The organism is Massilia sp. Masssp93 (assembly GCF_059491295.1).
Genome location: NZ_CP168502.1, coordinates 5,886,201 through 5,910,819 on the forward strand (window position 1 = coordinate 5,886,201; position 24,619 = coordinate 5,910,819).

Below are 24,619 nucleotides of genomic sequence, written 5' to 3' on the forward strand. Positions count from 1 at the left end.
CTCGATATTTCAAAGGAACGACATTCTACACGCTGACTGGCGGCAAAATTCACGTCGTTGGCGATGGTTTTTTAATGTGTTGCACGTTCGTCAAACAAGCTCAGCTGCTCGACCGTCTCCGTATCGCTGAGCCGCACGCCGACGCCCAGCAGGCGCACGGGACGGCTCGCGCGCAACCAGCCCGTCTCCATCAGGTGGCGGTACGTCTCCAGGTTCGGCGCGTAGCCGACGCACTCGACCGTCGTGCGCTGGAAATCGGCAAACTTAATTTTTACAAATAACTTGTTGATGAATTTTTCAGCATTATTGCGCTTGATCCGGCCCAGCAAGTGCTCGTACAGGTCGGGCAGCAGCGCGAGGCAGGCGGCCAGATCCGGCACGTCCGGCGTGTACGTCTCCTCCGTGCTGATCGATTTGCGCTCGCGCACGGGATTCACGTCGCGGTAGTCGATGCCGCGACACAAGTCGTGCAACCGCGTGCCGAACGAGCCGAAGTGTTGCTGCAGCTTGTCGATGCTCCAGTCGCGCAGGTCGCCGCAGGTTTGCGCGCCGAGGCTGTGCAGCTTGGCAGCCGTCACCTTGCCCACGCCGAACAATTTTTTCACGGGCAGCGCGGCAACGAAGGCGTCGACTTCGCCGGGCTTCACGAGAAACAGCCCGTCCGGCTTGTTCCAGTCGCTGGCGATCTTGGCCACGAACTTGTTCGGCGCGACGCCGGCGGACGCCGTGATGCCGACCGTCTCGGCAATGCGCCGGCGGATCTCCTGCGCGATCAACGTGGCGCTGCCCTTGCAGTGCGGCGAGTTGGTCACGTCGAGGTAGGCTTCGTCCAGCGACAGCGGTTCCACGAGGTCGGTGTAGTCGCGGTAGATGTCCATGATCTGGCGCGACGCGACCCGATACTTTTCCATGTTCGGCGGAATGAGGATCAGGTCCGGGCACAGCTTGACGGCTTGCGCCGTCGCCATCGCCGAGTGGATGCCGTAGCGGCGCGCCTCGTAATTGCAGGTGGCGACCACGCCGCGCTGCTCGGCCCGCCCGCCCACGGCCAGCGGCCGGCCGCGCAGGGACGGATCGTCGCGCATCTCGACGGATGCGTAAAAACAATCACAATCGCAGTGGATGATCTTGCGGACGTGGGCGTTCACGGTGACGGTCGCCCGCGCCGAGCGACTACTGTAATTGCATACAGTATCGTCGGATTGTGGGTTTAATGCAAGTGGGAACGCCGCCGCAGGACGCGGCGGCGGATGAGGCAGGTATTACTTCGTCGCGCTGGAGTAGCTGCACGACTTGACGATGCCGTGCGCCGGGTCGCCGAACACGGTGTTCGAGCACTTGACGGCATTCGTGAACGTCTTCGTCACGAAGCTCGTGGCGGTGCCGTAGCGTACGTCGCGCGTACCGCTGAACGAGCACGTGCCGCCTTCGGTGGCGCACGTGGTCCAGGTCACGGCCGTCGTCGTCGGAGGCGTCGTGGTCGTGGCGGACGCCAGCGCCGCGTTCACGGCAGCCGCCGCGTTGACGATGCCGGCGCCGCAGCCCGAGCACGGGGCCGGGAATGCGCGCGCCGTCGACTTCAGCTTGGCGGCCACGTCGTCCGGCGTCAGGTTCGGATTCGCCGCCAGCATCAGCGCAACGACGCCGGCCACGTGCGGGGTCGCCATCGACGTCCCCATGTACGCGGCGTAGCTGTCCGACGCCGGCGTCGTCGTGCCCGAGTTCAGGGTCGACAGGATGCCGGCGCCGTTGTCGCCGCCGGGTGCCGCGATCGTCACGTTGGTGCCGTAGTTCGAATACGACGCCTTGCCGCCCGCGCGGTTCGTCGCGGCGACGGTGATCACGCCGGCGCAGTTGGCCGGGTTGGTGTTCGACGCGTTGGTGTTCGCGTTGCCGGCCGCGACCACCACCACGGCGCCGCGCGAACGGGCGCTGTTGATCGCATTCTGCGTCGTCGTGTCGCAGGCGCCGCTGCCGCCCAGCGACAGGTTCAGCACGCGCGCCTTGTTGGCATTGGCCGGCACGCCGGTAACGGTGCCGCCCGACGCCCAGACGATGGCGTCGGCGATGTCCGACGTGTAGCCGCCGCAGCGGCCCAGCGCGCGCGCCGGGACGACCTTGGCGTTGTAGGCGATGCCCGCGACGCCGAGGCCGTTGTTGGTCTTCGCGGCGATCGTGCCGGACACGTGGGTGCCGTGCCAGCTCGAATTCTGGTCCGCGGCCGGGATGCCCGTGCCGCAGCTGCCGGCCGGTGCCCAGTCGCCCGGATCGCTGGCGTCCGCGTCGCGGCCGCCGCCGTCGTTGGCGACGGTGCTCGTGGAGATGAAGTCGTAGCCCTGCAGGATCTGGCCGGACAGGTCCGCGTGCGGACGGTAGCCCGTGTCGATCACGGCCACGTTGATGCCGGCGCCGGTCGACTTGTCCCAGGCGGCCGGCGCGTTGATGCCGCCGGTGGCCTCGTACAGGTCCCACTGCTGGGTGTAGCTGGGGTCGGTCGGGGTGGCCAGCGGGACCATGATGCGGTCCGGCTCGGCGTACTCGACGCTGGCGTCGCGCGACTTGAGCTCGGCGGCCAGCTGGCGCGCCTCGTCGAGCGACATCGTGCGGTTGAGTTGCAGGACGTTCGCGCCGTTCGCCGTCGCGCGCAGCGCGCGCAGGGTGGCGCCGTAGGTCTGGCCGGCGCGGTCGATCAGCGCCTGGCGCGCGCGGTCGATGCCGCGTGCCGCCACGCCCGTCTTCGACGTGTCGCCGTCGTCCTTGTACTTGACGATCAGGCGGTCCGTCTGGACCACGTAATGGGTGCCCAGGCCCGCGTCCTGGCCGGCGGCGCCGGCAACCAGCGGGGCGGGGGCGATCAGGGCCGCGGCACAAAGTTTCAACATCGGGGACATCGTGTGGCGCTGCGTCATGCTGCATCCTTTCCGGGAGTACCGAACTAAGCGAACTGGGCAGCGTAACGAAAAACGGCCCGCAACGGGCCGTTTTCGGGTTTTTTACAACAGGAAAATTTCAGTTAAGTGATTGAATTTTAACGGTAATTATTCCTGTTATAACAGGCGTTACCAAGTCAGCTTGAGCGTGTACTTGCCGCTGGTCGACCCGGTGCCGCCGGCGTAGTACACGACGCGCACATAGCGGGCCGACGTGCTCGAGCCCGTGTTCGACGACGTCGCGCTGTCCACCGAACCCGTGCCGTTCTCGCTGTACGACAGCAAGGTGCCGGCGCTGTTGTAGATGTACAGGTCGTAGTCCGAGCTCGCGTTCGGCGTCATCGTCGCGGTCAGGGTCTTGCCGGCTGGCAGCTGGACGACGAAATAGTCCGAGTCGGTCGAGCTGCCCATCGTGCCGTTGACCGTCGTGCCGGACGTCGTCACGCTGTCGGCGGTGCTGACCGTGTTGTTCGACTCCGATTCCGAGATCGTCGTGCCGCCGCCGCCGCCGGTGCCTGCAGCCGCATCGATCGCGGCCGAGGCGTCGACGATGCCGGCGCCGCAACCCGAGCAGCTGGCCGGGAACGGCCGTGCGCTCGACTTCAGGCGGGCTTCGACGTCGTCCGGCGTCAGGGCCGGGTTCTTGGACAACATCAGCGCAGCGACGGCCGCCACGTGCGGCGTCGCCATCGACGTCCCCATGTACGAAGCGTAGCTGTCGGCGCCCGGCGACGTGGTGCCGGCGTTCAGCGTCGAGAGGATGCCGGCGCCGGTATCGCCGCCCGGTGCCGCGACGTCGACGATGGTGCCGTAGTTCGAGTACGAGGCGCGGCCGCCGGAGCGGTTCGTCGCCGCCACTGCGATCACGCCGGCGCAGTTGGCCGGGTTGCTGTTGCTGGCGTTCTGGGACTCGTTGCCGGCGGCGACCACGACCACGGTGCCGCGTGAACGGGCGCTGTTGATCGCGTTCTGCGTCGTCGTGTCGCAGGCGCCGCCGCCGCCCAGCGACATATTGATCACCTGGGCGCGCGCCGCGATGTTCGGCACGCCGGACACGGTGCCGCCCGACGCCCAGATGATGCCGTCGGCGATGTCCGACGTGTAGCCGCCGCACTTGCCGAGCACGCGCACCGGCACGACCTTGGCGCCGTACGCGATGCCGGCGACGCCGGTGCCGTTGTTCGTCAGCGCGGCGATGGTGCCGGCCACGTGGGTGCCGTGCCAGCTCGAGTTCTCGGCCGGCTGGCCGCTGCCGCACTCGCCCGCCGTCACCCAGTCGCCCGGGTCGCTGGCATCGCTGTCGCGGCCGTTGCCGTCGTTCGACACGGCGGTATCGGAAATGAAGTCATAGCCGGCCAGGATCTGGCCCGACAGGTCGGCGTGCGGACGGTAGCCCGTGTCGATCACGGCCACGCGGATGCCGGTGCCGGTCGATTTGTCCCAGGCGGCCGGCAGATTCATGCCGCCGGTCGCTTCGAAGTAATCCCACTGCTGGCTGTACATCGAGTCGTTCGGCGTGAACAGCGGGTGCATCATGCGGTCCGGCTCGGCGTACTCGACGGAGGCATCGCGCGCCTTCAGGTCGGCGGCCAGCCTGGCGGCGTCGGCCAGCGACACCTTGCGGTCCAGCTTGAATACGCGGGCGCCGGTGGCGATCGAATGCGATTCCTTCACCAGCATGCCGAACTGCTGGCCGGCGCGGTCGACCATGGCCTTGCGCGATGCCGCCAGCGGCGCGGCGCTGCGGCTGATGGTCGCCATGCCTTTCGCGCTCTTGACGGCAACCGGTGCGCTCTCGTCCTTGTACTTGACGATGATGCGGTCGGTCAGGTCCGCGACGACCATCTGCTTCCCGGCGGGTGCGGCCTGCACGTTCGCGGGCGTCCCCGCGCCCGCGACGCCGGCGCCGAGACCGAGGACGGCCACGGCGCACAGTTTCAACATTGCCGGATACTTCGATTGCTGAGACTTCATGTTTATTCCTTTTAGAAAAACACAAAAGTTTGATTTTCCGCAGGCAGGATTGCCTGAGATCTAGTTGTTCGGCGTCATTTTGTGAGCACCGATTGCCCGTGTGAAAGCGGACACGGCAGATTAGCGCGAAAGGAATAACCGTGTAGAAATTTCACAATTGAATTCGATGTCTATACAACACATCGCCGATCTGATAGCGCTAAAACCTAGATTCTTCGGAAAAATGTGAACTCAACAGAAGAAGATATCGCCAATAAAACTGCCCGTGAATTAACAATGTGCGGTGACTTTCTGGCGTTGCACACAGATCCAATTTATGGGCGTTGAGATAGCTCAATCGTGTCGCACGACCTTCTCCGCAAGTTTGATCTGAAGTCGTCAATTCGGGGTCAGAGCCCGGTTTTTGGCACAATCTTTGGGGCAAAAAAAAGGCCGCGATCGCTCGCGGCCTTTCTGTCCGACGACTTGCTAAACCTTAGAAGTTGCCTTTGAACTGAACACCGTAGGTGCGCGGTTCGTTGGTGAAGCCCGTCAGGTTATTGAAGTCGATCGCACCGGTGATGCGGCGCTGGTCGAGGATGTTGCGGCCGAAGGCGGCCACTTCATACTTGCCGTCCGCCCAGATATAGCCCAGGCGCAGGCCGCCTTCCGTCAGCGGCTTGCCCGTAAACTCTTTCGCTTCGTACAGGAAGAAATTGATCTTCGAACGGTACGACCAGTCGGTGTAGACGTAGAACTCGCCATCGCCCACCGGCATGCTGTAGCGGGCGTTCAGGTTCATGATCCACTTCGGTGCCTGGGGCAGCGGGTTGCCGTCGATCACGACGTTGCCGGCGGCGTTGAGCGGGTCGGTGATCGTGCAAGCTGCGCACTTGCTCAGCGACAGGCTCGGGTCACGGATTTCCGTGAAGTTGTACGAGGCGCTGGCGCCGACGCGCAGGTCCGGGGTCACGAGGCCTTCGAAGTCGAATTCGGCGCCGCGGCCTTCGGTCTTCTTCGCGTTGATCAGCTTGGTGACGTTGGTGTTGCCGCCGACCACGGTCAGCTGCTGGTTCTTGACGTCGTAGTCGTACAGCGAGAACGCGACACGGGCACGGCGCTCGAACAGGTCGGCCTTGATGCCGCCTTCGTACGACGTGATGGTCTCGGCGTCGGCGACGGTGATGCCCACCGGTGCGAAGGTCGAGGCCGGCGCGATGCTCGGGGCACGGAAGCCGGTCGCGATGCGGGCGTACAGGTTCACGTCGGCATTCAGCTTGTACGTGCTCGACAGATCCCAGTTGATCTTGTCACGGCTTTCGCCGACGCTGTTCGGGCCGACCGGAGTGAAGCCGATCGCGGTGACGGTGTGGAAGTCCTTCTTGTCGTCCGTGTAGCGGATACCGCCGCGCACCGACAGGGCGTCGTTGATGTTGTACATCACCGAACCAAACGCGGCCCAGGCCTTGTTGTTCTGCTCGCTGGACTGGCGCGACGTGCGGGCGCCGGTGGCGCTGCTGTAGCCGTCGCTGCCGCCCGTCACGTCTTCCTTGAAGTAGTACACGCCGGCCTGCCAGTGCAGCGGGCCCGCATCCTTCGATTCGACGCGGAATTCCTGCGAATACTGCTTCAGGTCGTCGATGAAGCCGCCCGTCTCGGACTGGAACGGGATGAAGCCCGGGCCTTGCGGCGTGCCGCCGTCGATGTCGCCGCGGCTGTAGTAATTGCCGACCGACTCGTAACCGGTGATCGAGTGGAAGAGGACCGGACCCAGGTCCCACGTGATGCGGGCGTTGGCGCCGTTCGTCTTGAGGTTCTGGAAATTCTGGGCGTTGGTGACGATGCTGTCGAGGTCGTAGCCGTCGACGATGTCGTTCGTGCCCTTCTTGATCAGGTTCGCGCGGAACAGGCGGGCGCTGCCGGTGGTTGTGCGCTGGTGCACGTTGAACAGGGCGCTGAACGTGGTATCCGGCTTGTACAGGAATTGCACGCGTTCGGCATGTTCGTTGTAGCCGTCGAGTTCGCCGGTCTTGTTCGTCTTCGCGATGTCGCTGTAGTTGTCGACGAAGTCGTCGCGGTGCTGGCGCAGGGTCGATACGCGCATCGCCCACTTGTCCGACAGCGGCACGTTGACCGCGCCTTCGACGTTGGTGGTGCCGTGCGTGCCGTACGACAGGTTGTAGTAACCCTCGACCTTTTTAAAATTCGGCTTTTCGGATTCGAATTTCACGACGCCGGCCGGGGTGTTGCGGCCGAACAGCGTGCCCTGCGGGCCGCGCAGCACTTCCACGCCGGCCAGGTCGAAGATCGGGAAGCCCTTGAGGATCGGGTTTTCCTGGACGATGTCGTCATAGATCAGCGACACGGGTTGCGACGCGAATTCCGAAAAGTCCGTGTTGCCGTAGCCGCGGATATAGAAACGCGGGAACGTGCGGCCATTCGAGGACTCAACGTTCAGGCTGGGGGTTTTACCCGCCAGCAGGCGGATGTCTGCGCCGCCGGACACGAGCACGTCCAGCTTTTCGCCCTTGATGGCGGTGACGGACACCGGTACTTCCTTGATGTTTTCGGTACGGCGCTGCGCGGTCACGGTAACCGTCTGCAGTTGGGTCGCCTGCGCAGTCTGGGCCAGGGCCGCGCCGCCGGGTGCGGCGGCCAGCGCCAGCACCGCGCCATGCGCGGCGATGACGCGCTTGTGCATCTTGGACATCTTGATCATTGAGTTTTTCCTAGGGAAGAGTGAAAAAAACTGCCGCGTTGTCTCCGCTGTCTCTCCTGAGGCACCCGGGTAGGGCAGGCTGTGGGCCTCGGCAAACTCGCACCTGGTTGTTGATGTCTAAATATTGCCGGCGTGTAAAACGGCAATTGTCGATTATGTGTATATCCTTATGCAAGGAATACAGCCGGCCGCATACATCCTTACAACAGTTTGTTGTATATGAGAAAGTGGCACGCTGCATTCCTGTTCACTTTTTTCTGAAAAACCCTTGCACGTTTTTGAAGGGATACGCTATGATTCGGGCCTCTTCGGACGTGATGACAAACGTTGGCAAGAAACCGGAACAAAGTGACGGGCGCTTAGCTCAGTTGGTAGAGCGGATCCCTTACAAGGATTAGGTCGGGAGTTCGAGCCTCTCAGCGCCCACCAGGTTCCGGCAATTTGCAAAGTGAAGAACCGATCAGAGTAAACGGAGCGGTAGTTCAGTTGGTTAGAATACCGGCCTGTCACGCCGGGGGTCGCGGGTTCGAGCCCCGTCCGCTCCGCCAGTATCAAGAAAAAGGGTCCGATTCGTCGGACCCTTTTTCGTTTCTACTTCCGACACTCCCGACGATCGTGGCTCATCCCTACACCCGGTTCCGTCTCCGTCTCGCCCGCCACGCCCTGGCGCAACTGGCCGCGCGCCTGCGCGGCTCCGCCGAGATCGTCATGTTCGTGCTGGGTCCGACCCTCGTCGGCCTGCTCGCTTTTGCCGCCATGCCCGCGATGCTCGCGGCCGCCGAACCGCTGCCGCTCGCCCTGCCCCTGCTGTGCCTGCATGGTGTCGCGATGAGCCTGCCCGTCGTGCTGTTGCGGTCCCGCGTCATGCCCGCGCACGTGCGCGCGTGGCTGCATCCGTTGCCGGTGCCGCCCGGCCTGCTGCTGCGCGCCTCCGCCGTTGTCGCCACCCTGTTGACCGGGCCGCTGGGCCTCGCGTACGTGGCCTCGCTGGCGGTCTGGTTGTATCAACGTCCCGACTGGCTGGCGCCGCCGCGCGCCGTCGCCGGGACCGTGCTGTCCTTCCTGCTGACCTGGACGTGCGCCACCATCCTGCTCGTACGCGGCGCCGGCCTCCCGCAGCCTGCGCGCCGGGCGCCGGCCGTTGCCGTTGCCGGCACCCACCCGCGCGCGTCCCGCATCGGCGCGCTGTACCTGTGGCGCCGGCTGTTCTGGCTGCCGCTGTGGCGCGGCACCATCGCCGGCGCGCGCCAGTGCGTGCTGCTGGCCGCCACCGCCGGCGCCGCCGCGCTGTGGATGATGGGGCCGCAGGCCATGCCGCGCGCACTCGGCGCGGTGCTGACGAGCATCCTGCTGGTCTTGCTCGTGCACGACGCCGACCAGGCGCTGCGGACCCAGCTGGCACGCGTGCGTGTGCCGGCGGCCGGCTGGCCCATCGACGTTGCCGCATTGGCCCGGCACGCGCGCGCCATGACGTTGCTGATCCTGATGCCGGCGCTGTCCGTGCTGACCGGCATCGGCGCGGCGGCCGGTGCGTGGCACGGCACGGCCGGCCACCTCTACCTCGCATTGGCCTGGGGCATTGCGCCGCTGCTCGTGCTGACGCCTCCCTTCACGGCACGCGGCCGCATGGCGCTCGTCGCGTTCGCCATCATGCTGTTGTGCGCCACCGGAAGCAAATTATGGGAATGAGTCCATCCGTCGACGTCGAGAACCTCGGCTTTCACTTTGCGACGCGCAGCGTCTTCGTCGGGCTGAACCTGCGGCTCGGCCCCGGCCTCACCTGGCTGCGCGGCCGCAACGGCCGCGGCAAGACGACATTATTAAAACTGCTGGGCGGCGCGCTGGCGCCAAGCCGCGGCCACATCCGCCTGGACGGCCTCGACAGCGCAACGGATGCGCTCGCCTACCGACGCCTGAGCTTTTATTGCGGCGGAGAAGCGCCGGCACTGGACTGGCTGACGACGCGCGAATGGCTCGAACTGCACCTGGCGCTCTACGCCGACGCCGACCGCGACACGCTGGGCCGCCACCTGGACGCTTTTCACATCGCCGACATCGGCGGCCAGCCGGTCGCGGGCCTGTCGCTGGGCCAATACAAGAAGCTGCAACTGGCGCTGGCGCTCGCCCTGCCGGCGCGCCTGCTGCTGGTGGACGAACCGTTCAACGGCCTGGACGTGCAGGCGGTCGACGTGCTGGAGACGGCATTGACGCGCCGCGCGCACGCGGACAACCGCTGCATCGTGCTGACGAGCCACCTGGACCTGCGCATCCCGCCCACGGCCACGCTCGACCTGGACGCGCAACCCGGTGTGCTGTGAACGCCGGCGGTTCAGGCCCGCTTGAGGAGCGGTCCGCCGATCTCGACGCGGTTGCGTCCGCCCGTCTTGGCCGCATACAAGGCGTGATCGGCGCGCGCCAGGGCGGCCGTCAATTCCTCGTTCGGATCGATCATCACGACGCCGATGCTGACCGTCATGCGATAGGTCGCGGCGCAGGCCAGTCCCGGTGCCTCGGCGACGGCGGCGCGCAGGCGTTCCGCCGCGTGTTGCGCGCCCGCCAGCGATGTGCCCGGCATCGCCAGCGCGAATTCCTCGCCGCCCAGCCGGCCCATCACGTCGCTGTCGCGCAGGCGCGCGCGGGCGGTGTCGGCGAACAGGCGCAGGGCCTCGTCGCCGCAGGCATGGCCGAAGCCGTCGTTGAGCTGTTTGAAATGGTCGAGGTCGAGCATCATCAGCGCGATCGGCTTGCGCAGGCGCAACGCCTGCTGGCGCGCCTTTTCGGCCCGTTCGAAAAAGGCGCGGCGATTCAGCATCTCGGTCAAGCCGTCGATCGTGGCCAGGTGGTGCATGCGCTGGTCGTCCTTGAGCTTACACAACAACAAGAAGCCGAACCCATTGACGATCATCAGTAAATAGCTCGCCAGATAGGCAAAGCCATACACCGGATTCGCATCGAACATGCCGACGCCGCCATTGGCCACGGCCATCCAGGTCCAGATCGCGATGGCGAACAGCGCATCGTTGGCGCCGATGACACGCTGCAGCAGCGGGGCGTCGGCCTGGGGCCGCAGTAGGATGGCGGCGGCGCCGGACGCGAACAGGGCGACGATCACGGCCACCACCTGCGTCATCTGCTCGCGCGACGCCTGCGCCATCGCCGCGGCGGCGACGATGAGCAGGGCCGCGACGGCGGCCGGCGCAAGCACCCGGTGCCAGTTGCGGAACCCGAAGAACACGCAATATGACGCCAGTTCCAGCGCGACACCGCCAACCCAGCCGAAGGCGGCCAGTTCCTCGGCGATGGGCAGTCCGGCATGCGGCGCCATCCAGCAGCAGATCTGCGCCAGCCCGGACGACAGGCGCGCCCACATCCAGGTGCGCAACGCGGGATTCGGTACGGCGCCGCGCATATAGCCCGCCATCAGCAGGGCAAACGCCGTGTTACCGACGCCAAGCGCCAGCATGAAGGTCTGGATATCGATCACTCGGTTCCTCCTGGTCGGAAGTGGTGAGATGATGCCATTAATGTAAGGAATATTTCCCAAAGGAATTATATTACACGTTTTTCAATCGCACGCACGCACGATTCATATCAACTCTTGAGCGATATGCACCGTGATTGCCGAGCGTTGCGTAGTAGCTGCGCAAGCACAAATGAATCGTTCATAATTGACGTACAGCTACTCTGCTGCATTGTCCCGGAGCTTTCGTGATCTTTGGTTTCCTCAAATCGCACACGTTGTCCCCCCGTCAGCTCCGGCTGCAGAACACGCCACTGTTCCGTTCCCTCAAGCCCCTGGAAATCAAGTTCGTCGACGGCCTCATGCACGAACGCCGCTACCTGCCGGACGAAATCGTGTTCGACGAGGGCGAGGAGGGCCAGGCCCTGTATCTGGTGATGAGCGGCCGCGTGCAGATCAGCCGCAGCCACAGCAGGGGCCGCCAGATAGTCGGCGACCTTGGAGCGGGCAGTTTCTTCGGCGACTTGGCCCTGCTGGACAATTCGCCACGCAGCGCCCAGGTACGCGCCCTCGACGCCTGCGAACTGGCCGTATTCTTCCGCGACGACTTCCTGGCCTTGATGGAAACGGATGCCGTGATCGGCTACAAGATCTCGCTCGCACTGGCGCGCCACATCGGCCAGCGCCTGCGCGGCTGGCTCGACGGCCACGCCCAGGTGGAGGCCCTGTGATCCACGCCCCCCTCCGCGACGAGCGCAACGGCCCGTTCGTCTGGATCGGCATCGTCGGCATCACCTGTTTGCTGCTGGTGCTGCTCGAACACATGCTGTGGCTGGTGCTGCCGTTCATCCTCGGCACCGTCTTGTATTACATCCTGCTGGGCCCGATGCAACGGCTGCTGCGCGCCGGTTTTACCCGCAACGTCTCGGCCACGCTCGTGTGCGCCGTGTTCTACGGCGCCAGTGCCCTACTGCTGATGGCGGCGATGACCTGGACCGCATCCCCCGGCGACGCCGACAGCTGGCACAAGACCGGCGCCCTGTACCTGGACGGCGGCGTCGCCTTCGTGCGCAACACGATGACGCTGCTGGAAGCCAAGTTCCCCATCCTGGCCGAGATGCACCTGACCGCGATCGTCAACAAGCGCTTCAAGGCTTATACGGACAATTTCGCCCAGCGCCACCTGACGTCCATCCTGCTGGGCGCGGCCGGCTGGTTGCCGTCGCTGCTGCTGGCCCCGTTCCTCGCCTTCTTCTTCCTGCGCGACGGCCTGCGCTTCAAAAAATTCCTCGCGCGCGCCGTGCCGAACGCTTATTTCGAACGCACATTGTTCCTGCTGCACCAGGTCGACCAGACGGCACGCCGCTACTTCGAAGGCTTACTGAGGCTGACCGTACTGGACACCATCGTGCTCGGCTTCGGCCTGTGGGTGATCGGCGTCTCGTCGCCGCTGGTGCTGGGATTGATCTCCGCGCTGCTGGCGTGGGTGCCGTTCGTCGGCTCGATCGTGGGCTGCATGATGGTCGTGGTCGTCGCCGCCACGGACGCCCCGGCCAACCCGCTGATCGCCTACGGCGCGATCGTCGTCTTCATCCTGGCCCGTCTGCTGGACGACTTCGTCTTCATGCCGCTGACCCTGGGCCGCAGCCTGCACATCCACCCCCTGGTGACGGTGCTGATGATCTTCATCGGCGGCGCGCTGTCCGGCGTGGCCGGCCTGATGCTCGTGCTGCCGCTGCTGGGCGTCGTGATGGTGGTCGGCGAGACCATGGGCAGACTCATGACCAATCCGCGGCTCAGGGCGCGGCACCGGTATGCGCGCCGGTTGCGGGACAAGCAGGCGAGCGCGGACCTGAGCGTATAAAGAACACCGGGGTCAGAGCCCGAATTTAGGCAATGGCTTTTGAGCTATTGCCAAAAAACGGGCTCTGACCCCGGTGTGTGTTTATTTACGCCCTGCCTTGGGCTTGGACTTGATAGTCGACAGGATGCCCGCCTTCGCCTTGGAGGGCGGCGCCATGAACGGTGCCGGCTCGCCGCGGCGCTCGCCGCCGCGCCCGTTGCGCCGGGTCGCCACCTCGATCACGCGGCCTTTCGGCGCGTCGTTGCGCGGGCCCGCCGGCGGACGGCGTTCGCCGCCACGCTGCGGCGTGGCGTCCGGTTCGGCGCCGGCCGGCGGCACCAGGTGGCGCTCGCCGTTGCCGATCAGGTCGCCGCGGCCCATGCGCTTGAGACCCTCGCGCAGGACCGGCCAGTTTTCCGGATCGTAGTAGCGCAGGAACGCCTTGTGCAGCTTGCGGGTCTTGCCGCTCTTGGCCGTGACGACGTCTTCCGAATCCTCGGTGACCTTGTGCAGCGGATTTTTACCTGAGTGGTACATCGTCGTCGCCATCGCCATCGGGGTCGGCGTGAACGTCTGCACCTGGTCGAGGTGGAAATTGTTCTTTTTGAGCCAGAGGGCCAGGTTCAGCATGTCCTCGTCGGTCGAGCCCGGGTGCGCGGCGATGAAGTACGGGATCAGGTATTGCTTCTTGCCCGCTTCCTTCGAGTACTTGTCGAACAACGCCTTGAACTCGTCATAGGCGCCGATGCCCGGCTTCATCATCTTGGAAAGCGTGGCCTCTTCCGTGTGCTCCGGTGCGATCTTGAGCAGGCCGCCGACGTGGTGCGTGACCAGTTCCTTGACGTATTCCGGCGAGCGCACGGCGAGGTCGTAGCGCAGGCCCGAGCCGATCAGGATCTTCTTGATGCCGGGGATCGCGCGCGCCTTGCGGTACAGCGAGATCAGCTTGCTGTGGTCCGTCCCCAGGTTGCTGCAGATGGTCGGATACACGCACGACAGGCGGCGGCAGCTTTCCTCGATCTTCTTGTCCTTGCACGCGAGACGGTACATGTTCGCGGTCGGGCCGCCCAGGTCCGTGATGGTGCCGGCGAAGTTCTTCGTCGTGTCGCGGATCAGCTCGATCTCGCGCAGGATCGACGGCTCCGAACGGCTCTGGATGATGCGGCCCTCGTGCTCCGTGATCGAGCAGAACGTGCAGCCGCCGAAGCAGCCGCGCATGATGTTCACCGAATACCGGATCATTTCCCAGGCCGGGATGTGCGCCTTGCCGTAGCTCGGGTGCGGCGCGCGCGCGTACGGCAGGTCGTAGACGCCGTCCATCTCGTCCATCGCGAGCGGCAGCGGGGGCGCGTTCAGCCAGACGTCGCGGTCGCCGTGCTGCTGCACGAGGGCGCGCGCATTGCCCGGGTTCGATTCCAGGTGGAACACGCGCGACGCGTGCGCATACATCACCGGGTCTTCGCTGACGGTTTCGAAACTCGGCAGGCGCACGACGGTCTTGCGCGCCTTTTCCTTCGCGGCGGCCTGGCGTTCCTCGCGTGTCATGATGACGATCGGCTTCACTGCCGGTTCCGGCGCGGCGTTGTCGAGCGCACACTGCTTCGGATCTTCCAGCGCCATCGCGTACGGATTCGGTTGCGGGTCGATGCGGCCCGGCACGTCCACGCGCGTGGAATTGTGCACGGTCCACTCCTCGTCCGGCAGCCAGCCATGCGGCACGAGGAAGGCCGTGCCGCGCAGGTCGCGGATGGTCTTGACGTTCTCGCCCGCCGCGATGCGCCGGGTGATGTCGACGAGCGCGCGTTCGGCGTTACCGAAGATGACGAGGTCGGCCTTCGATTCGAACAGCACGGAGCGGCGCACCTTGTCCGACCAGTAATCGAAGTGCGCGATGCGGCGCAGCGACGCCTCGATGCTGCCGGCGATGACGGGCACGCCCGGAAACGCTTCGCGCGCGCGCTGGCAGTACACGGTCACGGCGCGGTCCGGACGTTTATTCGGCTCGCCATTCGGCGTGTAGGCGTCGTCCGAGCGGATCTTGCGGTCGGCCGTATAGCGGTTGACCATCGAATCCATATTGCCGGCCGTGATGCCCCAGTACAGATTCGGCTTGCCCAGCGCGCGGAACGGTTCCACCGAGGTCCAGTCCGGCTGGCTGATGATGCCGACGCGATACCCCTGCGCTTCCAGCAGGCGGCCGACGAGGGCCATGCCGAAACTCGGATGGTCGATGTAGGCGTCGCCCGTGATCAGGATGATGTCGCACGAATCCCAGCCCAGTTTGTCCATCTCGGCACGAGACATGGGCAGGAACGGGGCGGCAGGGGCGCGGCTGGAACGTTTGGCGACGTTCGCGAAAAGATTGGCAGGGGAGTTCATTGGCCGGCATTTTACCGGAAAACGCTGTATTAATCTGCCGATCGTCGTAAAAATGGCTTAATTTTCAATGGCTTGTGTCAAATCCCCATGCTCGCCAGGATGTTGCCGAGCTCGCGCAGGGCCGGTTCCAGGTGCGGATGGCGGATGGCGAACCGGGCCGTCAGCTCCTGCGTCCGCGAGGCCAGGCCGTACGTCGTCGCGTCGGGGTCCTGGGCGCGCCTGTCGAGTACGTGCTTGATGTCGCCATCGAGCTGGCGCAGCAGCATTTCCAGTTCGTCGTCGACCTCGCCCCGCTCCTCGAGACTGCGGTGCAGGGCTTTCAGGTGCGCTTTCAGGGTGTCTTCGTTATCGGGCAGCATGGCTTTCTCACAGTAGAGTGTTGTGAGAAAGTTTATACCTGATGGGGGAGGATTGGCGCGCGGCGGTGTTTACGCGTGATAAATAAAACGCCGTCCCCGCCGCGGCGGGAACGGCGCGCGCGTGCGGCTTACTCGCCCGTCAGGCCGCGGCGCTCCAGCAGCGGCTCGATCTTCGCGTCGCGGCCGCGGAAGTTGCGGTACATCTCCATCGCATCCATCGTGCCGCCGCGCGACAGCAGCATCTGGCGGAAGCGGTCGCCGTTCTTGCGCAGCAGGCCGCCGTTTTCCTTGAACCACTCGACGGTGTCGGCGTCCAGCTTCTCGGCCCACAGGTAGCCGTAGTAGCCGGCCGAGTAGCCGCCCGAGAACACGTGCGAGAAATAGGTCGTGCGGTAGCGCGGCGGGACGAGCGGGAAGTCGACGCCGGCGTCATGCAGCGCGGTCGCCTCGAAGCCCGGCACGTCGGCCGGGATCTGGTCGGCGCCCAGCTGATGCCATTTCTGGTCGAGGATCGACGCGGCCAGGTACTCGGTCGTGCGGTAGCCCTCGTTGAACTTCGACGATGCCTGGACTTTATCCAGCAGCTCCTTCGGCATCGGCGCGCCCGTCTGGTAATGCTTGGCATAATTCGCCAGCACTTCCGGCCAGACCATCCACATCTCGTTGACCTGCGACGGGAACTCGACGTAGTCGCGCGGCACGCGGGTGCCCGAGAAGCGCGGGTATTTCACGTTCGAGAACATGCCGTGCAGCGCATGGCCGAACTCGTGGAACATCGTGCGCACTTCGTCATACGTCAGCAGGGTCGGCTCGCCGGCGGCCGGCTTCGGGATGTTCAGGTGGTTGGCGATGACCGGATGCGTGCCCATCAGCTTGTTCTGGCCGACGTAGGCATTCATCCACGCGCCGCCGCGCTTGTTCGAGCGGGCGTATGGATCGTGCAGGAAGATCGCGAGCTGCTTGCCGTCGGCATCGAACACGTCGAACACGCGCACGTCCGGGTTGTACACCGGCAGGTCGTGGCGTTCCTTGAACGTGATGCCATATTCCTTGTTGGCGGCATAGAACACGCCATTCAGCAGCACGTTGTTGTACTCGAAATACGGGCGCAGCTGGTTCTCGTCGAACGCGTAGCGTGCCTGGCGCACCTTGTCGGTGTAATAGTTCCAGTCGTAAGCGGTAGCCTGGAACTTGCCGCCTTCGGCATCGATCACCTCCTGGATCTCGGCCGCTTCCTTTTTCGCGTTGCGCACGGCCGGCTTGGCGAACTCGGCCAGCAGCTGGTTGACGGCGCCCGTCGTCTTGGCGGTCTGGTCTTCCAGCATGTAGGCGGCGTGGCTCGGATAACCGAGCAGCTTCGCGCGCTCGGCGCGTGCCTTGACCAGGTCCAGCACGATCTGGCGATTGTCATAGTCTCCGCCATGGCTGCCGCGTGCCAGCGACAGCGCCAGCAGTTTCTCGCGCGTGGCGCGGTTGGTCAGCACGGACAGCGGCGCCTGCTGCGTCGTGTTCACGACCGGCACCTTGAACTTGCCGTCCAGCCCATCCTTCTTCGCCAGCGCGGCGGCGGCGTCGATCGCCTTGTCCGACATGCCGGCCAGTTCCGCGCGGGTGTCGACGACGAGTGCCGACGCGTTCGCTTCCTTGAGCACGTTCTGGCTGAACTGGGTCTGCAGGGCGGCGATCTTGCCGTTATACGCCTTCAGCGTTTCCTTGTCGGCGGCGGACAGTTTGGCGCCGGCGCGCACGAAGTCGGTGTGGTAGCGCTCGAGCAGGTAGGCCGATTCCGGATCGAGGTGCAGCTTGGCGCGTTTGTCGTACAAGGTCTGGATGCGCTTGTAGAGCTTGTCGTTCAGGCGGATCTTGTCGGTGTGGGCGGCCAGCTTCGGCGCGAGATCCTTGTCGAGCGCGTCGAGGGTCGGATTGGTGTTGCAGCCGACCAGGTTGAAGAACGTGGTCGAGACGCGGTTCAGCAGCTGGCCCGAACGCTCCATCGCGACGATCGTGTTGTCGAAGGTCGGCGCCGCCTTGTTATTGGCGATGGCGTCGATTTCCAGCGACTGCTGGCGCATGCCTTCGTCGAACGCCGGCGCGAAATCGTCGTTCTTGATCTTGTCGAAGGCCGGATACTGGTATTGCAGGGTGCTCGGCTTGGCGAACGGATTGGACGCCGGCAGCAGCGAAGCGGGGGCGGCATAGGCCAGGTTGGCGACGGCTGCGGTAACAGCGACGGCCAGGATGTGCGAACGGTTCATTCTTTGGGATCTCCGGAGGGTTGTCGGATCCGCCCATGCTTGTGCCACGGGCCAATCTCTTTTTGTGCTACGCGCACACCCATCCGCGCCGTGCGGTTTATCGATCACGTACGGACACCGGAATGGAAACCGCCGGGCGAGCCCGGCGGCAGTGCCCGCAAAGCATAGCAGGGATATTGCCGTATGTTACATATTTACGGCCGAAAAAAAGGAGTTCCGGAGATGCTCAACCCCGTTCGGATTGCTCTTCCTGCTCGGTCTCCTCGGCGACTTTTTCCTCGATGCGCCGGTCCGGAATCAGCCATACGATCGCCACGGCCGCATAGACCAGGAATCCGAGCCAGGCGGCAAACCACGCCAGCGCCACGCCGGCCAGGTACAGGACGCACGACAGCTTGCCCTTGCGATCGTTGCCGATTGCCTCAGCCAGCTTGGCGTTCTTCGGATGATTGGCGATCAGTCTTTTGACCAGCAGCAGATACGCAACCGAGCACATAAACAGGACGAAGCCATACGCCGCGGTCGGCCCGGTCTCGAAATGGTTCTCGCCCATCCACGCGGTGACGAACGGGATCAGCGACAACCAGAACAGCAAGTGCAGATTGGCCCACAGCACGCCGCCGCTGACTTCCTTCACGGCGTGCATCAGGTGGTGGTGGTTGTTCCAGTAGATGCCCACGTAAATGAAACTGAGCACGTAGCTCATGAAGACGGGCCAGAGCGGCAGCAGCGCCTCGAAATCGGGGCTGTGCGGGACTTTGAGTTCCAGCACCATGATGGTGATGATGATGGCGATGACGCCGTCGCTGAAGGCTTCTAGGCGGTTTTTGCCCATGTGTTTTCTTTAGAGTTAGGGAAGGCTGAGTTCAAGTCTGGCTCGGCGTGACGTCGTCGTCGTCGCTGGCATTGTATATGTCGAGGGCTAGATGAATCCCTCGTTCGCCCAGTAGCGCCATGACGTCAGGAGCCAAGGACATGCCATCGTTCGACTCTTGCATGAAAAGACCGCAAAAGATATCGACGTCAAACCGCTGTACCAGCGCCTTCCACACCTCAGGGTCAGATTCGACCTGCGACAACAGCCAACGCACCTGCCCGTTGATATTTTCCGGCTCTGCCGACTCAGCCTCCAATCGCCAGTTCCCGCACCTCACGACGCGCTCACGCCCGGACTGGTAACGAATCAACTCACCAGTTCTCTGCGCTACGGTTGGCGTGCATCGCAAAGCCTGAGTTATCTCTTCTGGTATCAGACCATCTCCGAAAATACGTAGGCATGCTGCCGAATGGTGTATTTGTGCCATAACTGATCCTGTCGTCAGGCAGTTGTGAGTCGAGGCTTCAGCATCGGTAAGGCCGAAACTGGTGGGTGATCCGCATACTGGCGCTTGTTCCAGTAGATGCCGATGTCGATGAGACTCATCACGTAGCTCATGAAACGTCCCCGCCGTGCGGGACTTTCAGTTCCAGCACGAGGATGGTGATGATGACGGCGATGACGCCATCGCTGAAGGCCTCCAGGCGGTTCTTGCCCATCTCTCGGATCAAACATCAGCCCTTTCGACTTCGCATATTCGAAGTCTTCCGGCGTCACGGTCCGTTCATTCTCGGGAACCCAGCCTTGAGACGACCAGTAATGGCCTATCAGGATTTTCAAGCCGCGCTTGTCCGGAGGGCCGTTATCCATTTGTGTCGTGTTCCTATTTGTTGGTGGATGACAGGTAACTCACCTATTGGCGCATATTCCGTCACCCCTCGCCACCGCCGACAGGAATGAATTCCATCTCCCAATTCGTCTCCCAGGTTTGACCCTGGTCACTCGAAAACGCCTGTTCCCAGCGCGGGTGCGCACCCGGCCGCGCCGTCCAGATGAACCGCACCTTGATGGGTTGCCCGTCCAGGACGTCGTCCGCGAAGAACAGACCGACGTGATCGGCAAACCTGCCGACGACGGGCGTGTCGAGTGCCGTCGGGTTGCGGCCGTCCAGCCACCAGATGGACCACGTGCCCGACGTGGGGCAGTAAGAGCGCATGGCGGCGGCGCGGAAGGCGCCTTCGGGAAAATGCAGGAGATTGTCTTCGAGGTTGCCGAAGCCGCCGAGAATCTTCATCGTCGACGTCCGACCTTCGAATTCCGTCCATTCGGTGCATCCCGCGAGCCGGGCGTTCAGGCGTTTGTGTTTGACGAGCCAGTCGCCGATGATGAAATCAAAATCGCTGGGGGCGTTGGCGTCGGGTGGCAGAGGCATGTCGTGGGTTCCTCGTCGTTGGTGGGCCAGGGGCGCAGGTCGGCCGGATCGGAAAATAATCCCATAACAGACTGGCAATAACAACAAGAAACGCCGGCTGCCCGCTGGCGGCACACAAAAGAAAATGGCCGCACGCGGCGGCCATGGCGGTGCGCGTCCGGCGCGCTCAGGAAACGGTCGGCGCCGTGTCGGCCTTGGGCGACGTCTTTTTGGTCGCCTGCCGGCGTTGCGCGTGCCATTTCTGCGCCCGCTTGACCTGGCGGATCAGGGCGTCGTTCATGGCGTCGTACATGCCGTGTACCTTCAACGACAAGGCGGTCAGGCTGCGCGCGCGGTGCAGCAGCACGAGCCCGCGCGTTTTGAGCACATGGGTCGAGCGGAATTCCGCGCTCGGCGTACCGTAGCCGAAATCGATGTCCCTGAACGCGAAATGGGCCAGCACGTCCTGCACCGCCAGGTGGATCGCGCTCGTACCCACGGACAGGTGCAGATACTTCTGCAGGCAGGCGATTTTGTAGACGTGCCAGACGGAGGCCGAACGCGAGCCGTACACGACGGCGACGTCCTCGTCGCCGCAACGGATCACGTAGGACAGCAGCAGGCCGTGGCGCGCCAGGCCTTCCAGCCGGGCCTGTTCGGCGCCGCGCTCCGCGCCTGGGCACGCGCCCGTGGCGATCATGGCGTCGAGCATGGCCGGAATCTGCCCGGGTTGCTCGATACGCAGCACCTGCAGCGCACCCGCCGCTTCCGTCAGCAGGCGGACCTGGCGCGACAGGTTGTAGCGCTTCTTGGCACTGAATTTCTGCAGATAGCCGTCGACGCTGTCCGGCAGAGGCTGCGTATGGCACGCGCGCCAGCCGTTCATGACATAGGCCGACACGCCCGCGATGCCGCCCAGGGCGGCGCCGGCGTCTTCCGGAACGGCCTGCATGTACAGCACGTCGCACTGCGCATAGCGTTCGAGCAATTGCTGAATGACGAACTCGGCGAGGCCTTCTTCCGCTGGATCCAGCAACGGGACGCTGCCGAGAATCTGGCAGGCGCGCATGGTTCGTTTGAACAGCGGCACCGGGCCGACGCGGAACTCGAGGCCGCACGCGATGGTGCGCACGGGGATGAAGCCGACGATCGCGTAATCGACGCTGCGGCGGACGATGAACAGTTCGCAGTTCGCATCCTGCCCACGATACATGTCGATCAGGTGGCTGAAGAATTGCGGGGACTGGTACAGCGTTTCCGGGCTGGTGGCGACGGCCAGCATCCGATGCCACGCATCCAGGATGTCCGGGCGGTCGTAATAACCGGTCGCGACGTTCAGTTCGTACCGGTCCGGGCACCGCATCGCCCGGGAACGGACGAGCAATGGCGCCGGCGCCGATGGCGCGAATTCGCTCATCTCAAGGTTACGCATGAACATCGTGTCAGCCCTCGTTTGGAGAAGGAAAAACCCGCGATTTAACGTTTTTGCGGGCCAAATACACACTGCCGAGCAGTATGTATTTACGCGATACTACCTTGAGCTCATCCTGAAGGTATAGCTAAATTTGATTACAGATTAGACAGGAAAATTGAAGATGACATATTGATAAAATCGATGTAGCACGCTGTTTTCGCTCTAAATTTTCTAAAAATAACCAAAAACAGCGCCTATTTTCTTGCAAACCGGAAAAATAAGAGAAAATACATGGGTTTTGATGCCGAAAGGCATTTTTTGAGCGCGCGCAAAACGCCGCTCAAATAATCAATTTACTCAAATGTAATCGTTGCATAAATCAAACAAAAAATGTATTTGTGCAATAATGTTTCTTCTTTCATTGGTAACCAAAGTCACTATCAGATTCCTTAAATTTCCAGAATAACCAGACTCTTTCTCCAATTGTGACTTCGTGCCCCGCCCCGGCGTGGACTCAATAATGCGGCGGCCTCTCGTTGACCGGCCCCTGTCCGGCGTCGCGCAAGGTCCGCACGTGTTCGGCAAGTTTGGCCACCATGGCTTCCAGTTGATCGATGCGGCGGCCCTGCTCGTAGACCGTGCGGTTGAGGGTGTCGACGAGGTTTTCCTGGTCGGCCAGCTTGATTTCGATGTCGATAAAACGGTTTTCGTCGCTCACGTCGCTATCCTTCGATAAAAAAGTAAAAGGCGCATGATACTGCGCCGCGCAAAAGCAAAGAGCCGCTCGAAAGCGGCTCTTTGCGGAGAAAAACGGGGAACCGGCGGGAACTCAGCCCGCCCAGGGCGTGTAGGCGATGCCGTCCTGGATCGTGCCGATGACCTGCGCCTGGTTTTCCGGGCTTTCGCTGAAGAACTTGACGATGCCGACCTGCGTCGTATCGTGGTGCGCCAGCGCATTCACCCAGAAATCGTAGCCGGCGGCATCGGGGGCACGATGCAGCACGTTGGCGTACAGCAGGTTCACGAACTGGGCATCGGTCGGATTGGCGCCGTATTTCTGGGTGAATTCCGGCTGGTTTTTAATGATGTCCTGCACCATGTCGTCCAGCGTCAGGCCGTGGTCCAGCTGATAGATCCAGAAGCCCAGGCCGGCGCTTTCCGCCGGGCGGTCGAGCGCGGCCTGGTACAGGCGGAAAGCCTGGCCCGCGGAACCGCTGATGTCCAGCGCCACCGCGCCGTCGGAAAATTGCAGGCGCTCGACGTTGATGACGGCGTCATGGCCGCCGTCGCCGACCTTGTCCGTCACGCCAAAGCCCAGGGTTTCCTTGGCCACCGTGTAATTGGCGCGCTGGCCGGCGTAGACGACCGTGTCGATGCCGGCCTGGCCGTCGATCGCATTGTTGCCGGCAGTGGCCGTCAGTTTGTCGTTGCCGGTGGTGCCGGCCAGGTTGGCGCTGCTGGCCACGGTGAATCCCATGGTGCTGGCGGCGCTGGTCGCGTTGTCGGCCAGGTCGACCGAGACGGCGCTGACCGTATAGGTGGCGTTGGGCAGCGGCGACGTCGTGACGCTCCACTTGCCGTCGGCGCCGACGGTCGTGGTGGCGATGTCGACGAAGTCGCCGCCGCGAATCAGCTCGATCGTCGTGCCGGCCTCGCCGGTGCCGCTGAACGTGGCCTGGTTGCCGCCCTCGGTGTAGGACAGCGTGGCGACCGGGATCACGGGCGCGTGCGCGTCGATGTTGAAGGTGACCGCGCTGCTGGCCGCGGACGTGTTGCCGGCGGCGTCGGTGGCGGTAGCAAAGATCGAATAGCCCGTGCCGTCGACGAAGGCTTTCGTCGTCGTCAGGCTCCACACGCCGCTCGCGTCGGCCGTGGCCGTGCCGACCAGGGTATTGTCCGCCGTATAGACCTTGACCGTGGCATTCGCCTCGGCGGCGCCGGTGACGGCCGGATTGCTGCCGGCCGCGTAGCCGTTGGCGTTCTTGGTCACGGCCAGCGTGGGCGCGCCGGGTGCCGTGGTGTCGGCATTGACGACGTCCGCGCTGCTGACGCTCATGTCCGCGAACTGCAGGACCTCGATCGAGTGCAGCGTGTCGACCCCATCGCTGCCGTTCGTGCTGGTCACCTGCAAGTTGCCGTTGGCCAGCGCGCTGAAGGTATAGCTGCTGCGTACGCCGCGGAATACCGCGGTGTCGGTCCCTGCTCCCCCGTCGATCATATCGTTTCCTCCGTCGCCTTCAAGTTTGTCGTCCGCGCCCGTTCCCGTGATGACGTCCGCACCGGTGGTGCCGACGAGGTAGTGGGCGCCCGCTGTCGAATTGATGCCCAGTTTGCCGCGCAGGCCGTCGTCGCCGTACAGCCACATGAGCGCGGCGATGTCGTCCTGCTGGTAAGTCGAATACGGACCGCCGACGTCGGTGTAGGACATCAGCGTGTTCGACGTGTTGTCCTCGGATGCCGGCAGGTTGATGTTGTCGTCGAACGGGTGCTTCAGGCCGAGCGCATGGCCCAGCTCGTGCAACAGCGTCTGGTAACCGTCGCCGCCCGGCGTCAGGTTGGCGTTCTGGTAATTCCACTCGACGTTGTCCAGATAAACATACGCATCGGCGTCATAGCTGCTCAGCTGGACGCCGCTGTAGCCATAGCTGCTGTGCCAGCTGCACAGGCCGGTCACATTGCTGGCAGCCAGGTTGACATCGGCCAGGTGGATCTGCGCGGCGTTGCCGTCGCTCGTCTCGGCAAACTGGATGCCTGTCAGCTTGGAAATATAGGCAAGGGCGGCACGGGTCGCAGCCTGCTGCGAAGCGGAGAACGCTTGCGCCGACCCCGTGAAATTCGTTTGCGCCGAAGCCGCGTCTTCGTTACCGGAAGCAACCGAAAACGTATAGGTCAGCGTGGTGATCGGTGTGCCCGAGGAATTCGTCAGGAAATTCCAGTCCGGGCCGGTGTCGAGCAGGGCATCGATATAGTTCAGCCCGGACAAGGGGGTGGTCGTGATGTCGGATACGGTAGCCATTAAATTAACGATGCTTGCTGCGTGAAAATTGATTCGTGAAAGTATTTCCCGCGCAACAGTTGA

At 63.7% G+C, this 24,619-nt stretch carries 18 protein-coding genes, 2 tRNA genes and 1 pseudogene; 6 read left to right on the forward strand and 15 right to left on the reverse strand.

Features of this window, described 5'->3' with window-relative positions; genetic code table 11:
- Window positions 1-71 precede the first annotated feature (71 nt).
- The 4 genes from dinB to ACEN9Q_RS24540 all read right to left on the reverse strand — a co-directional run bounded on the left by dinB (window position 72) and on the right by ACEN9Q_RS24540 (window position 7,602).
- Entirely contained in the window at window positions 72-1,148 is a 1,077-nt protein-coding gene (dinB, locus tag ACEN9Q_RS24525) for a DNA polymerase IV (protein ID WP_056437823.1), read from the reverse strand.
- Between the two features lie 114 nt (window positions 1,149-1,262).
- A complete protein-coding gene (locus ACEN9Q_RS24530) occupies window positions 1,263-2,909 on the reverse strand; it encodes a S8 family peptidase (protein WP_495626347.1) in 1,647 nt (548 codons plus the stop codon).
- Between the two features lie 150 nt (window positions 2,910-3,059).
- Window positions 3,060-4,904 (reverse strand): S8 family peptidase, encoded by a 1,845-nt coding sequence (locus ACEN9Q_RS24535; RefSeq protein WP_495626348.1) that lies wholly within the window; start codon window positions 4,902-4,904, stop codon window positions 3,060-3,062.
- A 475-nt stretch (window positions 4,905-5,379) separates the two neighbouring features.
- Window positions 5,380-7,602, reverse strand: coding sequence for a TonB-dependent receptor (locus ACEN9Q_RS24540; protein WP_495626349.1), 2,223 nt, complete (start codon window positions 7,600-7,602; stop codon window positions 5,380-5,382).
- 353 nt (window positions 7,603-7,955) lie between these two features.
- On the opposite strand from ACEN9Q_RS24540, the gene ACEN9Q_RS24545 reads away from it, so the two are divergent.
- The 4 genes from ACEN9Q_RS24545 (at window position 7,956) to ACEN9Q_RS24560 (ending at window position 9,920) form a co-directional block, all read left to right on the forward strand.
- Window positions 7,956-8,031: transfer RNA gene (locus ACEN9Q_RS24545), tRNA-Val, on the forward strand.
- A gap of 42 nt (window positions 8,032-8,073) precedes the next feature.
- Window positions 8,074-8,150, forward strand: a tRNA-Asp gene (locus ACEN9Q_RS24550).
- Window positions 8,151-8,217: 67 nt separating this feature from the next.
- The gene (locus tag ACEN9Q_RS24555) at window positions 8,218-9,291 is read left to right on the forward strand and encodes a hypothetical protein (RefSeq protein ID WP_495626350.1); all 1,074 of its coding nucleotides are present in this window, start codon (window positions 8,218-8,220) and stop codon (window positions 9,289-9,291) included.
- The gene (locus tag ACEN9Q_RS24560; RefSeq protein WP_495626351.1) at window positions 9,288-9,920 is read left to right on the forward strand and encodes an ABC transporter ATP-binding protein; all 633 of its coding nucleotides are present in this window, start codon (window positions 9,288-9,290) and stop codon (window positions 9,918-9,920) included. The genes ACEN9Q_RS24555 and ACEN9Q_RS24560 overlap by 4 nt, the downstream gene beginning before the upstream one ends.
- 11 nt (window positions 9,921-9,931) lie before the next feature.
- Here the strand turns inward: ACEN9Q_RS24560 and ACEN9Q_RS24565 are convergent, their stop codons facing one another.
- Window positions 9,932-11,086, reverse strand: coding sequence for a GGDEF domain-containing protein (locus ACEN9Q_RS24565; protein ID WP_495626352.1), 1,155 nt, complete (start codon window positions 11,084-11,086; stop codon window positions 9,932-9,934).
- A 224-nt stretch (window positions 11,087-11,310) separates the two neighbouring features.
- On the opposite strand from ACEN9Q_RS24565, the gene ACEN9Q_RS24570 reads away from it, so the two are divergent.
- Both ACEN9Q_RS24570 and ACEN9Q_RS24575 read left to right on the forward strand, forming a co-directional pair.
- Entirely contained in the window at window positions 11,311-11,793 is a 483-nt protein-coding gene (locus tag ACEN9Q_RS24570) for a cyclic nucleotide-binding domain-containing protein (protein WP_056437798.1), read from the forward strand.
- The gene (locus ACEN9Q_RS24575) at window positions 11,790-12,926 is read left to right on the forward strand and encodes an AI-2E family transporter (RefSeq protein WP_157201748.1); all 1,137 of its coding nucleotides are present in this window, start codon (window positions 11,790-11,792) and stop codon (window positions 12,924-12,926) included. The genes ACEN9Q_RS24570 and ACEN9Q_RS24575 overlap by 4 nt, the downstream gene beginning before the upstream one ends.
- 81 nt (window positions 12,927-13,007) lie before the next feature.
- On the opposite strand, the gene ACEN9Q_RS24580 is transcribed toward ACEN9Q_RS24575, so the two are convergent.
- The 10 genes and pseudogenes from ACEN9Q_RS24580 to ACEN9Q_RS24625 all read right to left on the reverse strand — a co-directional run bounded on the left by ACEN9Q_RS24580 (window position 13,008) and on the right by ACEN9Q_RS24625 (window position 24,556).
- Window positions 13,008-15,284, reverse strand: a complete 2,277-nt coding sequence (locus tag ACEN9Q_RS24580; protein WP_495626353.1) for a YgiQ family radical SAM protein — start codon at window positions 15,282-15,284, stop codon at window positions 13,008-13,010.
- A 77-nt stretch (window positions 15,285-15,361) separates the two neighbouring features.
- Window positions 15,362-15,643 (reverse strand): DUF4404 family protein, encoded by a 282-nt coding sequence (locus ACEN9Q_RS24585; protein WP_056437793.1) that lies wholly within the window; start codon window positions 15,641-15,643, stop codon window positions 15,362-15,364.
- A 128-nt stretch (window positions 15,644-15,771) separates the two neighbouring features.
- Window positions 15,772-17,898, reverse strand: a complete 2,127-nt coding sequence (locus ACEN9Q_RS24590) for a M3 family metallopeptidase (protein ID WP_495626354.1) — start codon at window positions 17,896-17,898, stop codon at window positions 15,772-15,774.
- Between the two features lie 226 nt (window positions 17,899-18,124).
- A complete protein-coding gene (locus ACEN9Q_RS24595; protein WP_495626355.1) occupies window positions 18,125-18,733 on the reverse strand; it encodes a TMEM175 family protein in 609 nt (202 codons plus the stop codon).
- 31 nt (window positions 18,734-18,764) lie between these two features.
- Complete coding sequence (locus tag ACEN9Q_RS24600; RefSeq protein WP_495626356.1) at window positions 18,765-19,202, reverse strand: DUF4279 domain-containing protein; 438 nt, start codon at window positions 19,200-19,202, stop codon at window positions 18,765-18,767.
- 65 nt (window positions 19,203-19,267) lie between these two features.
- Window positions 19,268-19,434 (reverse strand): annotated as a pseudogene (locus ACEN9Q_RS24605) (TMEM175 family protein); the annotation flags it as partial.
- Window positions 19,435-19,646: 212 nt separating this feature from the next.
- On the reverse strand, window positions 19,647-20,147 hold the full coding sequence (locus tag ACEN9Q_RS24610) for a DUF1579 domain-containing protein (RefSeq protein WP_495626357.1): 501 nt from the start codon (window positions 20,145-20,147) through the stop codon (window positions 19,647-19,649).
- Between the two features lie 166 nt (window positions 20,148-20,313).
- The gene (locus ACEN9Q_RS24615; RefSeq protein ID WP_162251793.1) at window positions 20,314-21,558 is read right to left on the reverse strand and encodes a GNAT family N-acetyltransferase; all 1,245 of its coding nucleotides are present in this window, start codon (window positions 21,556-21,558) and stop codon (window positions 20,314-20,316) included.
- A 496-nt stretch (window positions 21,559-22,054) separates the two neighbouring features.
- On the reverse strand, window positions 22,055-22,258 hold the full coding sequence (locus ACEN9Q_RS24620; protein WP_056437778.1) for a SlyX family protein: 204 nt from the start codon (window positions 22,256-22,258) through the stop codon (window positions 22,055-22,057).
- Window positions 22,259-22,369: 111 nt separating this feature from the next.
- The gene (locus tag ACEN9Q_RS24625; protein WP_495626358.1) at window positions 22,370-24,556 is read right to left on the reverse strand and encodes a DUF4214 domain-containing protein; all 2,187 of its coding nucleotides are present in this window, start codon (window positions 24,554-24,556) and stop codon (window positions 22,370-22,372) included.
- Window positions 24,557-24,619: the final 63 nt, after the last annotated feature.

Coding starts and splice junctions, on each gene's coding strand:
- ACEN9Q_RS24530 (WP_495626347.1), bottom strand. CDS start 2,909: ATGACGCAGCGCCACACGATGTCCCCGATGTTGAAACTTTGTGCCGCG.
- ACEN9Q_RS24535 (WP_495626348.1), bottom strand. CDS start 4,904: ATGAAGTCTCAGCAATCGAAGTATCCGGCAATGTTGAAACTGTGCGCC.
- ACEN9Q_RS24540 (WP_495626349.1), bottom strand. CDS start 7,602: ATGATCAAGATGTCCAAGATGCACAAGCGCGTCATCGCCGCGCATGGC.
- ACEN9Q_RS24560 (WP_495626351.1), top strand. CDS start 9,288: ATGAGTCCATCCGTCGACGTCGAGAACCTCGGCTTTCACTTTGCGACG.
- ACEN9Q_RS24580 (WP_495626353.1), bottom strand. CDS start 15,284: ATGAACTCCCCTGCCAATCTTTTCGCGAACGTCGCCAAACGTTCCAGC.
- ACEN9Q_RS24585 (WP_056437793.1), bottom strand. CDS start 15,643: ATGCTGCCCGATAACGAAGACACCCTGAAAGCGCACCTGAAAGCCCTG.
- ACEN9Q_RS24590 (WP_495626354.1), bottom strand. CDS start 17,898: ATGAACCGTTCGCACATCCTGGCCGTCGCTGTTACCGCAGCCGTCGCC.
- ACEN9Q_RS24595 (WP_495626355.1), bottom strand. CDS start 18,733: ATGGGCAAAAACCGCCTAGAAGCCTTCAGCGACGGCGTCATCGCCATC.
- ACEN9Q_RS24600 (WP_495626356.1), bottom strand. CDS start 19,202: ATGGCACAAATACACCATTCGGCAGCATGCCTACGTATTTTCGGAGAT.
- ACEN9Q_RS24610 (WP_495626357.1), bottom strand. CDS start 20,147: ATGCCTCTGCCACCCGACGCCAACGCCCCCAGCGATTTTGATTTCATC.
- ACEN9Q_RS24615 (WP_162251793.1), bottom strand. CDS start 21,558: ATGCGTAACCTTGAGATGAGCGAATTCGCGCCATCGGCGCCGGCGCCA.
- ACEN9Q_RS24625 (WP_495626358.1), bottom strand. CDS start 24,556: ATGGCTACCGTATCCGACATCACGACCACCCCCTTGTCCGGGCTGAAC.